At 66.5% G+C, this 14,110-nt stretch carries 10 protein-coding genes; 6 read left to right on the top strand and 4 right to left on the bottom strand.

Annotated elements, in window-relative coordinates:
• Positions 1–22: 22 nt before the first annotated feature.
• Genes BT122_RS08760 through tilS form a run of 4 tightly spaced genes read right to left on the bottom strand, consistent with a single transcriptional unit; the run spans position 23 to position 5,432 of the window.
• Positions 23–1,207: a pyridoxal phosphate-dependent aminotransferase gene (locus BT122_RS08760; protein ID WP_072355557.1), complete on the bottom strand. Its 1,185-nt coding sequence runs from the start codon at positions 1,205–1,207 to the stop codon at positions 23–25.
• Positions 1,197–3,251 (bottom strand): ATP-dependent zinc metalloprotease FtsH, encoded by a 2,055-nt coding sequence (gene ftsH, locus BT122_RS08765; protein ID WP_083432419.1) that lies wholly within the window; start codon positions 3,249–3,251, stop codon positions 1,197–1,199. The genes BT122_RS08760 and ftsH overlap by 11 nt, the downstream gene beginning before the upstream one ends.
• 39 nt (positions 3,252–3,290) lie before the next feature.
• Entirely contained in the window at positions 3,291–3,842 is a 552-nt protein-coding gene (gene hpt, locus BT122_RS08770; protein WP_059052450.1) for a hypoxanthine phosphoribosyltransferase, read from the bottom strand.
• Positions 3,843–3,896: 54 nt separating this feature from the next.
• On the bottom strand, positions 3,897–5,432 hold the full coding sequence (tilS, locus tag BT122_RS08775) for a tRNA lysidine(34) synthetase TilS (protein ID WP_177242219.1): 1,536 nt from the start codon (positions 5,430–5,432) through the stop codon (positions 3,897–3,899).
• A 745-nt stretch (positions 5,433–6,177) separates the two neighbouring features.
• Between tilS and BT122_RS08780 the strand changes: the two genes are divergently transcribed.
• From BT122_RS08780 to BT122_RS08805, 6 genes are all read left to right on the top strand, one after another.
• Positions 6,178–7,356 (top strand): hypothetical protein, encoded by a 1,179-nt coding sequence (locus BT122_RS08780; protein WP_072355558.1) that lies wholly within the window; start codon positions 6,178–6,180, stop codon positions 7,354–7,356.
• Between the two features lie 342 nt (positions 7,357–7,698).
• Positions 7,699–8,523, top strand: coding sequence for an MBL fold metallo-hydrolase (locus BT122_RS08785; RefSeq protein ID WP_072355559.1), 825 nt, complete (start codon positions 7,699–7,701; stop codon positions 8,521–8,523).
• A 111-nt stretch (positions 8,524–8,634) separates the two neighbouring features.
• The gene (locus BT122_RS08790; protein ID WP_072355560.1) at positions 8,635–9,312 is read left to right on the top strand and encodes a response regulator transcription factor; all 678 of its coding nucleotides are present in this window, start codon (positions 8,635–8,637) and stop codon (positions 9,310–9,312) included.
• A 4-nt stretch (positions 9,313–9,316) separates the two neighbouring features.
• Positions 9,317–10,348, top strand: a complete 1,032-nt coding sequence (locus tag BT122_RS08795; RefSeq protein WP_072355561.1) for a sensor histidine kinase — start codon at positions 9,317–9,319, stop codon at positions 10,346–10,348.
• A 76-nt stretch (positions 10,349–10,424) separates the two neighbouring features.
• Positions 10,425–11,105, top strand: a complete 681-nt coding sequence (locus BT122_RS08800) for an ABC transporter ATP-binding protein (protein WP_059053996.1) — start codon at positions 10,425–10,427, stop codon at positions 11,103–11,105.
• Between the two features lie 5 nt (positions 11,106–11,110).
• Positions 11,111–13,951: an ABC transporter permease gene (locus BT122_RS08805; protein WP_072355562.1), complete on the top strand. Its 2,841-nt coding sequence runs from the start codon at positions 11,111–11,113 to the stop codon at positions 13,949–13,951.
• Positions 13,952–14,110 lie beyond the last annotated feature (159 nt).

Here is a 14,110-nt window from a genome sequence, read left to right on the forward strand (position 1 = left end):
GGGAGCGCGCCCGCCACGACGTTTACTTGTAGCTCTCGGCCAGCTTCTTCCACGCGGGCATCGAGTTCACGATGGTCTCGTAGCTCACGCAGTAGCCAATGCGCACCCAGCCCGTGCAGCCAAAGCTATCGGATGGGACGGGCAGCAGCTCGAGGGCCTTCGCGCGCTCGAAGAACGCGTTGGCGTCGGGCTCCAGCGCCTTGACCCACAGGTAGAAGGCACCCTGCGGCTCGATGTAGTGGTAGCCAAGCTCGGAGAGGCCGCGAGTGAGCGCCTCGCGGTTGCGCGCGTAGGCCTCAACGTCCGAGGGCACGTCGCAGCAGTCCGCAACCACGCGCTGGAAGAGCGCGGGTGCACAGACAAAGCCCAGCGAGCGGCCGGCGCCGGCAATGGCGTAGACCAGACGGTCGTGGTCGGGGTTGGTGGGCGGCACCAGCACCCAGCCAATGCGCTCGCCGGGAAGCGAGAGGCTCTTTGAGTACGAGTAGCACACCAACGTGCGGTCGTAAATCGCCGGGACCCAGGGCACCTCCGCACCGTAGGAGATCTCGCGGTAGGGCTCGTCGGCCACGAGGTAGATGGCCGTACCAAGGGCGTCCTCGCGCTCGTGCAGGACGTCTGCCAGCGCGGCGAGGTTCTGCGCCGAGTAGACCGAGCCCACGGGGTTGTTGGGCGAGTTGATCACGACGGCCTTGGTGCGCGGCGTGACGGCGGAACGCACGGCCTCGGTGTCAATCTGGAAGGTCTCCGGATCTGCCATGACCTCGACGCAGGTGGCGCCGGCGGTCTCGATCCACACGCGGTACTCAGGGAAGTACGGGGCGATCACGATGACCTCGTCACCGGGGTTGACCACCGCGTGGAAGCTGATGGAGAGCGACGCCGCCGCACCGCAGGTGAGGTAGAGGTCGCCGGCGGCAGCGGTGTTCTCGCCATAGCGACGGCAGAGCGACGCGGCGAGCTTCTCGCGAACAAAGGGCAGGCCAGCGGCCGGGGTGTAGCTGTGGAGCTGCGTAGGCGGCAGCTGGAGCGAGCGCTCGATGGACTCGCGGACCGCGTCCGGCGAGGGGATCGACGGGTTGCCCAGGCTGAAGTCGAAGACGTTCTCGGCGCCAATCTGCGCCTTGCGCGCGGCGCCATACGCGGCAATCTCGCGGATGGACGACTTCGACGCCCCGTAGGCGTAGTTCTTCTCGTTAATCGTCATTGGTGTTCCTCTCTGTGGGGTCTTGCTCGGGGGCGTCGGGCGCGGGAGCGTCGGGCGTCGCGTCAGCGTCAGAAGCCGCGTCGGCCTCCGGCGCGTCACCGGCCGCCGCGCCATCCGCGGACTTCTCGGGATGCTTGGCCAGGTACTCGTCCCACGTGCCGTCGAGGAGGGCATTCACGGCCTCGCCCTCGACGGTTTCGCGCTGGAGCAGGACCTCGGCCATGGTCTCCATCTGCGGGCGCCTGGCCTCCAGGACCTCGCGGGCGCGGGCGTGGGCCTCGCGCATGATGCGCTCGACCTCGTCGTCGATGCGCTTAGCGGTCTCAGCTGCGTAGTCGTTGTGCTGCGCGTAGTCGCGGCCCAAGAAGACCTCGTGCTGTGCCTCGCCAAAGACCTGCGTGCCCAGCTCCTCGCTCATGCCGTAGCGCGTGACCATCTCGCGCGCCAGCTTGGTGGCGCGCTCGAGGTCGTTGCTCGCGCCGGTGGTGATGTCGTCGCAGAAGAGCTCCTCGGCCGTGCGGCCGGCGAGCAGCACGGCAATCTGGTCGAGCATGCCGTCGCGCGTCTCGAGGAAGTGGTCCTCCTCGGGCATCTGCATGGTGTAGCCCAGGGCCTGGCCGCGACTCACAATCGAGATCTTGTGCACCGGGTCGGAGTTCTCGAGCACGTGGCCGACAAGCGCGTGGCCGCTCTCGTGGAACGCGATGACGCGGCGCTCCTTCTCGGTGATCACGCGGCTCTTGCGCTCGGGGCCGGCAATCACGCGCTCCATGGCCTCCTCGACCTCGTCCTGGCCGATCTTCTCCTTGTGCCTGCGCGCGGCGAGAAGTGCGGACTCGTTCATGAGGTTGGCGAGATCCGCGCCAGTGAAGCCCGGCGTGATTTTAGCGATTGCGGCAAAGTCCACCGTGCTGTCAAAGGGCTTGTTGCGCGCGTGAACGCGCAGGATCTTCTCGCGCCCCTTGACGTCCGGGCGGTCCACGGTCACGCGGCGGTCAAAGCGGCCGGGGCGCAGCAGCGCCGGGTCAAGGATGTCCGGGCGGTTGGTTGCGGCAATGAGAATGACGGCCGAGTTGTCCTCGAAGCCGTCCATCTCTACCAGCAGCTGGTTCAGGGTCTGCTCGCGCTCGTCATGACCGCCGCCCAGGCCTGCTCCGCGCTGACGGCCCACGGCGTCGATCTCGTCGATGAAGATGATACAGGGTGCGGCGGCCTTGGCCTGCTTGAAGAGGTCGCGCACGCGGCTTGCGCCTACGCCCACGAACATCTCCACAAAGTCAGAGCCGGATATCGAGAAGAACGGCACGCCCGCCTCGCCGGCCACGGCCTTGGCGAGCAGCGTCTTGCCCGTGCCCGGAGGGCCCACGAGAAGCACGCCGTGCGGGATCTTGGCGCCCATCTTCTGGTAGCGCTCGGGCTCGCGGAGAAAGTCGCGGACCTCCTTGAGCTCCTCCACCGCCTCGTCGATGCCCGCGACGTCGGAGAACTTGACCTTGGGACGCTCCTCCTCGGTGGTCTGTGCCTTGGTCTTGGCGAAGTCCATCGTGCGGCCGTTCTGCTCGCTCATGCGGCGCATGTAGTAGACGAAGACGCCCACGAGAAGCAGCGTGGGCACAACCGAGAGCAGGATGGTCTCCCAGGCGCTGCCGTCCGAGGTGTCGATGGTGAACGACGTCTCGGAGTGCTTGGCCATGAGCTCTTCCAGCGAGTCTGCGCCCACGTAGTAGCTCTTGAACTTCTGGAGCTTGGACTCGTCGCCCTCATCGCCCTTGCTCGTCCAGTAGTCACCCGAGATGCTGCCGTCCGAGGTCTTGAACGTCACCGAGTTCACGCGGTCGTCCTTGACCGCGGTCACGAACTCGTTGGTTGCCAGCGTGTCTACGGTGTCCGAGGAGGAAAGCGGGCTCTGGCCGGTGGAGAAGGCCAGGTACGCCACAATCGCCACAATGACGAGCAGCGTGACGAGAAAGCTGCGCTGGTTTTGCGGGCCGCGGTTGTCACCTCCCGGCGTGGGGAGCTTGTCGAGCGGGTTGTTGTCTGACACGAAAACGTCTCCTTGCGATTGCTTTCTGGGGCCGGGGCGCTACTTGGTGTAAACCTCAGGCTTGAGGATGCCCACGTAGGGCAGGTTGCGGTAGCGCTCGGCGTAGTCCAGGCCATAGCCCACCACAAAGGCGTCGGGCACGTGCGCGCCCACGTAGCGCGGGGTGACGGCCGGCGTGTGGTTGGGAATGTCCTTGATCGAGAAGGCCGCGATCTCGATGGACGCGGGTTTTCTCGACTGCAGGAGCTTCACCAGGTAGGACAGGGTAAGACCGGAGTCGAGAATGTCCTCGGCCACAATGACGTGGCGCCCCTCGACCTTTGTGTCCAGGTCCTTCACGATGCGCACCACGCCCGAGCTCTTGACGCCGTCGCCGTAGCTGCTCACGGCCATGAAGTCCACCGAGCACGGCACGGTGATGGCGCGCATGAGGTCTGCGGTGAAGACGAAGGCCCCACGCAGGACGGCCACGATGAGCGGGTTCTTGTCGGCGTAGTCCTCGGAGATCTGACGCCCCATGCGGGACACGATCCGGTGGATGTCCTCCTCGCTCAGGACGACGCTCTCCACGTCAGGATGCATCTCTGCCATTGCGATCCTCCACTCCCGACGGGCGCTCGCCGCGCTTCTCGGCCTGCGCGCCGTCTATGCTGTTCGGAGACTCAATTCTAGCAAGTGTGAGGTGCGTGGCGTGCAGCGAGCGCGCTCGTCGGCCCTGATTCCTGCAACCCACACCACGGGGCCGGTGGGCGAGGTGCGCACCACGGGCACCAGCGGGCGCTCGGCCGCCGGGATGCGGGCCTCGTTGAGAAGGTCGGAGACCTTCTTAGACTGGCCGTGCATGCCCAGGGGGCACAGGACGTCGCCCGGGTGCGGGGAGTCGACCCAGAGCCGGCCGCCCAGGTTGGCGTCGATGCCACAAGCAGAAGCATCGAGAAGAACCGAGGTGCCGGCCCACTCGCGGCCGTGCGAGAGGGCAAGCGCCGGGATGTCCGCGCCGTCCGGCGCCGGAAGGAGGCGCGCCGAGAGGTGCGTGGACGCGCGGCCCGGGCGCGGGTCCCCCAGGGGGAGCTCGCCGGGGACCTCGAGCCACCCGGCGAAGTCGCCGGCCTTTGGCGCGTGGGCACGCAGGAAGAGCAGGCCGTACTCGACGCGAGCCTCCGCGCCCATGGGGATGGACGCCGAGCCGGTGCCTGCCGCGACGAGCGAGAGCACCTGGGCGATGTGGCGCGCCTCAAGACGGGCCTCGGGGCAGACCTCGAGGATGGCCGCGCGCACCACGCGTCGGGCGATTGCGACCTCACAGGCAGAGAGGCGCGCGGCGTCCAGCGCGAGGGCGCCCTCCCCCGTGCGGCGCGTGAGGTCGCGCAGGGTGCGCGCGGCGACGGCGGTGAGGTAGGCGTCCTCGTCCGAGAGGATGTCGCAGGTGGTCGAGAGGCTTGCCACCACGCGCGGGTTTCTCCGTTCAAGCACCGGCATAACCTCGTGGCGCACGTAAGCGCGCAGGTAGCGCGTGTCGGCGTTTGTGTCGTCCTCGCGCCACACGATGCCGCGCATGCGCAGGAACTCGCAGAGCTCGTCATGCGTGCGGTCGAGCAGCGGGCGAACCACGCGGTTGCGTCGGCGAGGGATGGACGAGAGACCCGAGGCGCCGGTGCCGCGGATGGCGTTCATCACGAAGGTCTCGGCGCGGTCGTTGGCCGTGTGGGCAGTGAGGATGCGCGCGGCCGAGCGAGGCGTGCCAAGCTGGGCCGAGAGCTCGTTGGCCAAGCGGGTGGCTTCGCTGTAGCGCACCTCTCGGCCGGCATTCTCTACGTTGCCGTCCGGCGAGGCCGCGGCCAGCGCGGCCACGTCCACGCGGCTGATGGTGCAGGGGATGCCGTAGCGGGCGGCGAGGTCGCGGACGAACTCCTCGTCCTCGTCGGCGTCGATGCCGCGCAGGCGGTGGTTCACGTGGAGCACGTGGAGGCGCTCGCGGGCGATGCGGGCGCGGCCGCGGCCGTCCTCGATGTCGAGCGCGGAGGTTGCCGCCAGCACCAGGAGGGCCGTGGAGTCCGCGCCACCGGAGACCATGAGCACCACGGGCGCGCGCAGGGCGTCGTCGGTGCTGCGGGACGGGCGCTCGAAGGGACTGGCGGCACCGGCGTCTCCCGAGCCGTATCTGCGAGCAACACTTGGCATGTGCGGAGTCCTCCCTTCGGGTACGCGCGGCGCCGGCGCGAGCGGCGGACGCGTGGTGGACGGTGCGGTCACGCGGTCACGCGGTCACGCGGTCACGCGCACGATTTTACCCCGTCGCTCCCCACGACCAATTGCGACCGCCCGGCCACCCCCTCAAAAGTGAACACGTTTTCAATCGCAGCGTCTTGGTATTTCTCGCCATCAGCAATTTTGTCGGCTCTCATCTGCCGAGATTGAATTTGTGTTCACTTTTGAGGAGGAGAACGAGGGGCCGCCAGGCGCCAAGCGCCGAGTGCCCGAGGCGCACGACTCAGCAGCAATGAATGTGGCGAAACGATGGTATTTCCCACGCAAGCCACAATGTGCATTCTCTCGCCAGGGGAACCCGAAAGGAGACAAACAATCGTCAAAATGAGCCTTTCAATCTGACGGCTTTGGAGCTTAAGGCCTCTAAAACGCCCCTTCGTGACATTATTTCTCGCCATCGCCGCCTCTTGGCCCCAAGGCGACCCCTCCCAATCTGACGCCAAGAGGGCTCGGGGAAGTGAACACGTTTTCAATCACGCGCGCGAGAATCCCATACGCAACAGGGTTTTTGTTGCATTTCTGACGCGCCGGTTGAAATCGTGTTCACTTTCCGGGGAGGGGTGAGGGAGGGGGTGGGCGTAAGCTCTCGGAACGCACCGAAACGCGCGACAAGCGTGCTGAGAAGTTCTTGCGTTCGCTGTCATCCGGGGAGGTCAGGATGAGAATTACGTTCAACAAGCTCACCGCCCTGCACATCCTGCGCAAATGGCGAAGCTCGGGACGCACGCTCACGGCAGACCGGCGCAGCCTCGAGCCATCCGTGGTCGCGCCGGGGAGGTACTGGACGCGGCGGCGGATCTCCGCGTGCCTGGAGTCCGTTGGCGTCAGTCTTTCCGACGTGCGCGGACGGGTTCAGGTGATGGTCCCGCGGCCTGGCTCGCGCATCCGTTCGCGAACCGCGAGAAACACCGTGTACGTGCGCGGGCTACCGGAGATCCCCATCATCGAACTGAACAGCACAGTTCGAATACCCTGCCCCGAGCTGCTCTTCATTGAACTTGGAGCCATCATGTCTCCAGCCATGCAGCTACTCGCGGGGCTTGAACTGTGCGGGCGATTCTCGCGTGATGCGCGTGACCCGCGTGACGGCACCACCACATTTGGCATCAAGCCAGTAACCACCGCAGATAAAATTCGGTCGTATGTCTCAGTTGCCCGTGATCTTGCGGGGCTTGAGCAAAGTCGCAGGGTAGCGGAATGGCTCATGGACGAAGCGTGCTCTCCGCAGGAGGCGCTTCTCAATGGACTTGCACGCATGCCACTTCACGAACTTGGGTACGAGCTTGGCGAGCTGCAGCTAAATCCCAGGTTTATTGCACGCGGACCGCTTCTCTCGCTTGTTGACAAGAGAAGCCGCGTTCCGGACTCGCTCGTTAAAGACACCAATGTTGGTTTCAACTATGATGGCGGACCTCACTTTGGAGAGGATGGTTCTGGGCTGTCTGATGGCGGACTTCTCGACAGCAATGCGGCCGTCAACATGCGCAAAGCGGTCGTTGCCGACAAGCGCCGCGACCGCGACCTGCTAGTGCAGGGGCTCGCGGTTCTACCCGTGACCAAGGAAGATTTCTACGAGCACGGCGGCATCGACCGCGTAATGCTGCAGGCAATGTCACTTCTCGAACGCACTGGCCAGCGCGACTTCTCGAAGCACCGGCGCGTGCTGAGAAGGCCGAAACTCGCGGAGGAGCGCCAGCGGCTCATTTGGTCACTGCTCCCGGGACGGCGCGGAAGGGAGCTAAGCCAAGAGCTGGCCCGATACGAGCCGCCCGAGGTAACGATCGAGGATTACGACATCACTTTTGAAAACGGCAAGATGACAATAACGCGCCTGTAGGACTAGAGCGCGAGAAGGCCGGCAAGCTACGGCCGGCGGGCCATCTGAGCAGCCAGCCCGCAGCCCAGGCTGTCGCCCGCACCCAGCTGGCCGCTGCGCCCCAAGCCACGATCCCTTGCCGCCTCGAAAAAGTGAACACGTTTTCAATCGCGGCATTGTGGTGCCTCTCGGCAACAGGGCTTTTTCCAAGCCATACCAGCCGATATTGAATTCGTGTTCACTTTCGGGCCTTGGGCGAGGGGGCTGACGGGTTGGCGCGGTGCTGCTACGCTGTCCGCTGCGGCCCGCCCCCGCGAGACGACCCGCAAAACGCACTACCCAACCACTGAGAGGAACCGTCGCATGACCCCACAGATCCACCTGCACGTCCTGGCATCGGGTTCGAAGGGCAACGCTGCCGTAGTCGAAGGCCCCGCAGGCAGCGTGCTCATCGACGACGGCATCGCCCGCCGCACGCTTTTGGCGCGCGCCAGCGAGCTGGGCGTCAACATGGGCGACGTCCGCGCGGTCCTTCTCACCCACGAGCACACCGACCACGTCTCTGGCCTGCAGGTCTTTGCCAACCACTTCGACGGCCCGCTCTTTGCGACGGCCGGTACCATCGCCGCGCGCGAGCGCCTCTCGCAGCTCCCGTTTGAGGTCATCAATCACACGGACGCGCTCGAGCTGTGCGGCATGCACGTGACCGTCTTCCCCACCAGCCACGACGTGGCGGACCCGGTGGGCTTTCGCTTCGCGACCACGGACGAGAACGGCGAGCTTGCGGATGCCCTGGGCTACTGCACCGACACGGGCGTGCTTACCGACGAGGCCGGCCAGGCGCTCACCGGCTGCCGCGTGCTCGCGCTCGAGTCCAACCACGACGAGCGCATGCTTGCCACGGGCCCCTACCCCGGCTACCTCAAGCAGCGCATCCACGGTCGCCAGGGGCACCTCTCGAACGCCCAGGCAGCCGACGCGCTGCAGGACCTTGTGACTAACGAGACCGAGGTCATCGTGGGTATGCACCTCTCGCACGAGAACAACCGACCCAGCGTTGCGGTGCGCACGCTGGCCGCCGCCGTGGGCGCCGAGGCCACCAACGAGACGTTTACGGAGGCGCGCACGCCCGACGGCCACCTGACCGTCTGCGTCTCTGCCCAGGACGCGCCGCTCTCGGTGTGGTAAGTGTGATGTGGTAACGTGCCGCGCAGGAGTCGCGACCGCCGGGGCCGCACCGCGCGACCGCCGCGCGACCGCCGCGACACCACGCAACCACCGCACAACCGGGGAGGCGCCATGCGCATTCTGCTCGTCGAGGACAACGCGGACATAGTCCGCACGCTCACGGAGCTTCTGCGCTCCGAGGGCTACGACGTCGAGGCAACCCCCAGCCAGGACGGCGCCATCGCCCTAGGAGCGCGCGCCGAAAAGCCCTTTGACCTCGTGCTTCTCGACGTCACGCTGGAGCAGGGCAACGGCTTTGCCGTGTGCGGCGCGCTCAAGGAGGCCCGCCCACACCTGCCCGTGGTCTTTCTCACCGCCTCGGACGACGAGTTCAACACCGTCGCCGGCCTCTCGATGGGCGCCGACGACTACATTGCCAAGCCCTTCCGCCCGCGCGAGCTGCTCGCACGCATCCGCACCGTGCTGCGACGCTCGCAGCCCACGCAGCACCTGCTGCACCTTGGAAGCGTCACCGTGGACCCCGCCCGCGCCCGCGCGACAAAAGACGGACGCGAGCTTGACCTCTCGGCCGTCGAGTACCGCCTGCTGCTGCTGTTTGCGAGCAAGGCGGGTGGCATCGTGACGCGCGACATGATGCGCGAGGCGCTCTGGGAGGACTCCGGCGCCTACGTGGAGGAGAACACCCTCTCGGTCTACATCCGGCGCCTGCGCGACAAGATTGAGGACGATCCAGCAAACCCGCAGCTCATCCGCACCGTTCGCGGCATGGGCTACCGCGCGGCGGAGTAGCGCCATGCCACGCGACCCCCGGTTCGTAGCGTTTCTCGGCATAGGCGCGGCGGCGACCGTAGCCTGCTGCGCGGGCGCCTGGCTGCAGGCGGGCCCAGCCGCGGCGGCATGGGTCGCTGCGTGCGGCGTCGCCCTGGTGGCGCTCTACGCTGCCACAACCGCCCTGCGCTACCGCCGTATCTCCCAGCTCTCCGAGCGCCTGGACCGCGCGCTCTCCGGCGAGCGCGACGTGAGCTTCCGCGGCATGGGCGAGGGCGAGCTGGCCATTCTCGCCAGTCAGCTCGACAAGACCGTGACGCGGCTCGTGGTAGCAAACGAGGAGCTCGAGGCCGAGAAGCACGCGCTTGCCGACGCCCTGGCCGACATCTCTCACCAGCTTCGTACCCCGCTCACGTCGCTTGGCATCGAGCTGGAACTCATGCGCAAGTCGGCGGCCACGCCCGAGGACGCCCAGCGCGTGCGCGACTGCGGCCGAATGCTGGAGCAGCTGCAGTGGCTCGTCTCGTCCCTGCTCAAGCTCGCGCGCCTTGACGCCGGCGTGGTGCGGCTTGAGCGCCACCGCGTGGACGTATCTTCGCTGGTCACGGCCGCGCAAGAGCCGCTGGCAGTGGCCGCGGACCTTGCCGGCGTGGCCTTCCGGGCACAGGTGAAGCCGGGCTGCTCTTTCATGGGCGACGCCGCCTGGACCCGCGAGGCCCTGACCAACGTGCTCAAGAACTGCGTGGAGCACACGCCCGCGGGCGGCACCGTAAGCATCACGGCCCATGAGGACGCCGTGGCCTGCCGCATCCGCGTGGAGGACACCGGGCCAGGCATTGCCGAGAAGGACCTGCCCCACGTCTTCGAGCGCTTCTACCACGGCACGAGCAACCCCGCCCGTCGCGACGAGGACGTGTGCAACCCCAGCGGCGTGGGGATTGGCCTCTCGCTCTCGCGGGCGCTGCTTGTTGCCCAGGGCGCCCAGATCACGGCCTCAAACGTGAGCCCCACCGGAGGCGCGCGGTTTGACCTGGTCTTTCCCAAGGTGACGGTTTAGTCACGCGCGCGTCATGGCCGCGTGGGAGCGCGGGCGCACCATGGTGGCACAACCACAGGCAATCGAGGGGAGCTCCATGGACATCCTGAGCATCGAGCATCTCACCAAGGTCTACGGAACCGGGCCCGCCGCCGTACGGGCGCTTGACGACGTGAGCCTTTCCATCGCGGCCGGCGAGTTTGTGGCCATCGTAGGCTCATCCGGCTCTGGCAAGTCGACGCTCATGCACCTCATGGGCGGCGTCGACCGTCCCACCTCGGGCACGGTGCGCATGAACGGCGAGGACGTGTACAAGCGCTCGGACGAGCAGCTCGCCGTCTTCCGCCGCCGCGAGGTGGGGCTGGTGTACCAGTTCTACAACCTCATCCCCGTTCTGGACGTAGAGGAGAACATCACGCTTCCGGTGCGCATGGACGGCCGCAAGGTAAACGAGCAGCGCCTGGCCACGCTTGTCTCGTCGCTTGGCCTTAGGGGCTTCGAGCACCACTTGCCCAACCAGCTCTCCGGCGGCCAGCAGCAGCGCGTTGCCATTGGCCGGGCACTCATGAACTCACCCGCCATCGTGCTTGCGGACGAGCCCACTGGCAACCTCGACTCCAAGAACTCGGCCGAGATCATGCGGCTTCTGCGTGCGTCCAACAAGGACCTGCACCAGACCCTCGTAGTAATCACGCACGATGAGGACGTGGCCCTCATGGCCCAGCGCGTGATTGCCATCGAGGACGGCCGCGTGGTCTCAGACGAGCGCAGGGGGTGAGCGCGATGGGGGTCTTCGCAAGCTACACCCTACGGTCGCTCCGCAAGAACCGCACGCGCACCGTGGTCACCGTGATTGGCGTGATCCTCTCGACGGCCCTGCTCACGGGCGTGGTGGCCACCGCCACGAGCGTCGCCGCAGCCCTTCTCGGCCGCACCATAGAGACCGAGGGCTCCTGGCAGGTTTACGACAGCCTCCAGCCGGCCGAGGCAGACTCGGCCCTTGGCCGGCTGGCGACAGAGACCAACGTGGCGACTGCCATGGATTCCCAGGTGGCAGGCTTTGCCTCGTATGCGAGCGACGCGGACCTAAGCACCACGTTGCTTGCCATCCAGACCGCACCGCGGGTGCTGCGCGGCGGCGCAGACCAGGCGCGCAGCCTCACCGTGATGCCCACGGTGCGCTCCGGCCGCGAGCCCGAGGCGCCGGGCGAGGTCATGCTGCCTGTCACGTTCTCCGGCGTCACGCTCGCAGACGACGGCTCGGGCGCCAGCGCCGCCAGCGACGGCCCCATCGAGCTGGGGTCCACCGTCACGCTGCCGCTTGGCGCCACGCTCGGCGACGGCGACTCCCTCGGCACGCCTACGACCACACGCAGCTTCACCGTGGTGGGCTTCTACGTGCCCCAGCACTTCCTGAGAAACGACTTCACCGCCTTTGAGGAGGCCGGCGCCACCGCGATCGTCTCGCCAAACGACGTCTCGAACCCCGTCTTCACGCGCGTGTGGGTAAGCACGAGCGGCCTCTCCACGCGGGACGCGCTCAAGGGCTGGGCGGCCCCCATCTTTGGCGAGGAGGACTACTACCTCCACGGCCAGCTGCTGGCGCTCCAGGGAATGGCGAGCGACGAGAGCACCGTCATGGAGTCGCTGAGCGGCATGGTCGCCGTGATTGGTGGGGTCATCGTGGTTGCAGCCATCGGGATGATTGGCAACTCATTCTCGATCTCGGTGGCCGAGCGCACGCGTCAGTTTGGCCTGCTCTCCTCGCTGGGCGCGTCAAAGCGCCAGCTGAGAAGGACGGTGCTCTTGGAGGCTGTGGCGATTGGCGTTGTGGGCATACCGGTGGGGCTCGCAGCCGGGCTGGCCGGGGTCGCGGCAATGCTCAGCAGCTCGGCGCGGGCGTTTGACGCCATGTTCCGCAGTTCGCTCTCGGGGACCGCCCAGGGCATTCCTCTGGTGATAAGCCCGGCTGTGGTTGCAGGCATGGCCGCTGCGTCATTCCTTGTGCTTCTCGCCAGCGCCTGGGCACCGGCGTGGCGGGCGAGCAGGGTCTCGGCGATCGACGCCATTCGCCAGCAGCAAGACATCAGGCTCTCCAAGCGGACCGAGCGCGCAATCGAGAAGGCCCAGGCCACCGGGAAGGCGCCGCGGGCGCCGCTGCTCGAGCGCATCGCCGGGCTTCCCGGTCTTCTGGCAAGCAGGAACCTCTCGCGCTCCAGCTCGCGTGGCCGCACCGTCGTGGTGTCGCTCGCGCTCTCAGTTGTCCTCATCGTGCTATCCGGCGCCATCTCGCTCTACATGGGGCGCGCCATGGATGTTGGCAGCGACCTCGGCGCCGTTGGGCGCTCTGATATCTCGCTCACCATCTACAACAGGCAGGAAGCCGACCAGGGCACCGTATCCAAGGCAACCCTGGGCCTTGTGCGAGACGTGCAGGGCATATCAGGCCAGGTAGATGGCCTCACGTCCAGCTCGGCCATCGTGAACGGCGCCCTCGAGGTCACCCTTCCCGCCGGCAGCGTCTCTGCAGACGGCCGCGCGTTTCTCGCAGACTACTACGCTGGCGATAGCGGCGCCGCCGAGAACGGCTCGTACGCCGGTCCCATGCTCGTCTCGTTTGTGGATGACAACACCTGGGCCGAGCTCTGCAAGGAGGCCGGAGCAGGCAGCGCCACGACGACAGATGGCACGAGCATGCCGGCGCTGGCGCTCAACGTGCTGGCATGGACGAAGTCGGGCAGCGTGAGGACGGTTGCCCCGTACGGCACGCCTACCACCGCTACCGCCTACGAGCTGCGCGACGCGCAGTCGACCCTCCTGCTTGACTCCAACGGCGGTGCCTTGGTTCAGACGTGGGAGAACTCGGACGGCGGAGCGAGCGGGTCGCAGCGGCAGACCAGCATTGATGATGCGGCCGTGGATTCTGGCACCATCACCTTTGTGGGAACGCTCGACTCGCTTCCGGACCAGCTCGCCAACACGGGCCTCACGTCTTCCTCGATACTTCCCGTCATCATGCCGCGCTCGGCTCTCGAGGCGCGCCCCAATCTCTTCTCGGCAACAAGCATCGTGGTGCCGTTCTCGCTTGCTGAGGGCGCCGATCCCTTTGACGCGGGCAACGCCCTCGAAGCGGCAGCCGACGCCACGGTCAGCGACAACGCCACGGCATACGTCAACAATAACGTGGCTCAAAACGAGATGACCGAGGCCATCGTTGGCCTCTTCAAGCTCCTGGTGACGATCTTCTCGGTGGTGTGCCTGCTCATCGCCGTTGCTAACGTGTTTAACACGCTCTCCACGAGCATCATCCTGCGCACGCGCGAGTTTGCCGTGCTACAGAGCGTGGGCCTGGGACCCAAGGGGTTCCGTCGCATGCTCGTGGCCGAGTGCGCAAGCTACGCGTTGCGCGGGCTTGGAATTGGCCTGGTCTTCTCGGTGGGCGTGGTTGTGCTCTTCTGGGCGGCACTGCGATCCGCCGTGGGAGTCTCGTTCGAGCTGCCATGGGGCTATGTAGCCGGAGCCATTGCGGGCGTGGTGGCGGTGCTGGGGCTCTCCGTTGCCTACGCACTGCGGCGCAGTCACGCGCTGAACATCGTGGAGGCCCTGCGGGCAGATGCGATCTAGCCCCCTCCCCTCCCCCTCTCCCCTCCCCCCAATCCGTTCTTTAGCGGAATTTGAGAATTGAGATTCTCGCCAACTGGGCAAACGTTGACTCCGATTCTCAGAAACCGCTAAAGAAGGAGGTAGGGGGAGGGGGTAAGGAGGAGGTAAGGAGGAGGTAAG

Origin of the sequence: Olsenella sp. kh2p3, assembly GCA_900119625.1 — a bacterium.
In the GTDB taxonomy this organism is placed as follows: Bacteria; Actinomycetota; Coriobacteriia; order Coriobacteriales; family Atopobiaceae; genus Tractidigestivibacter.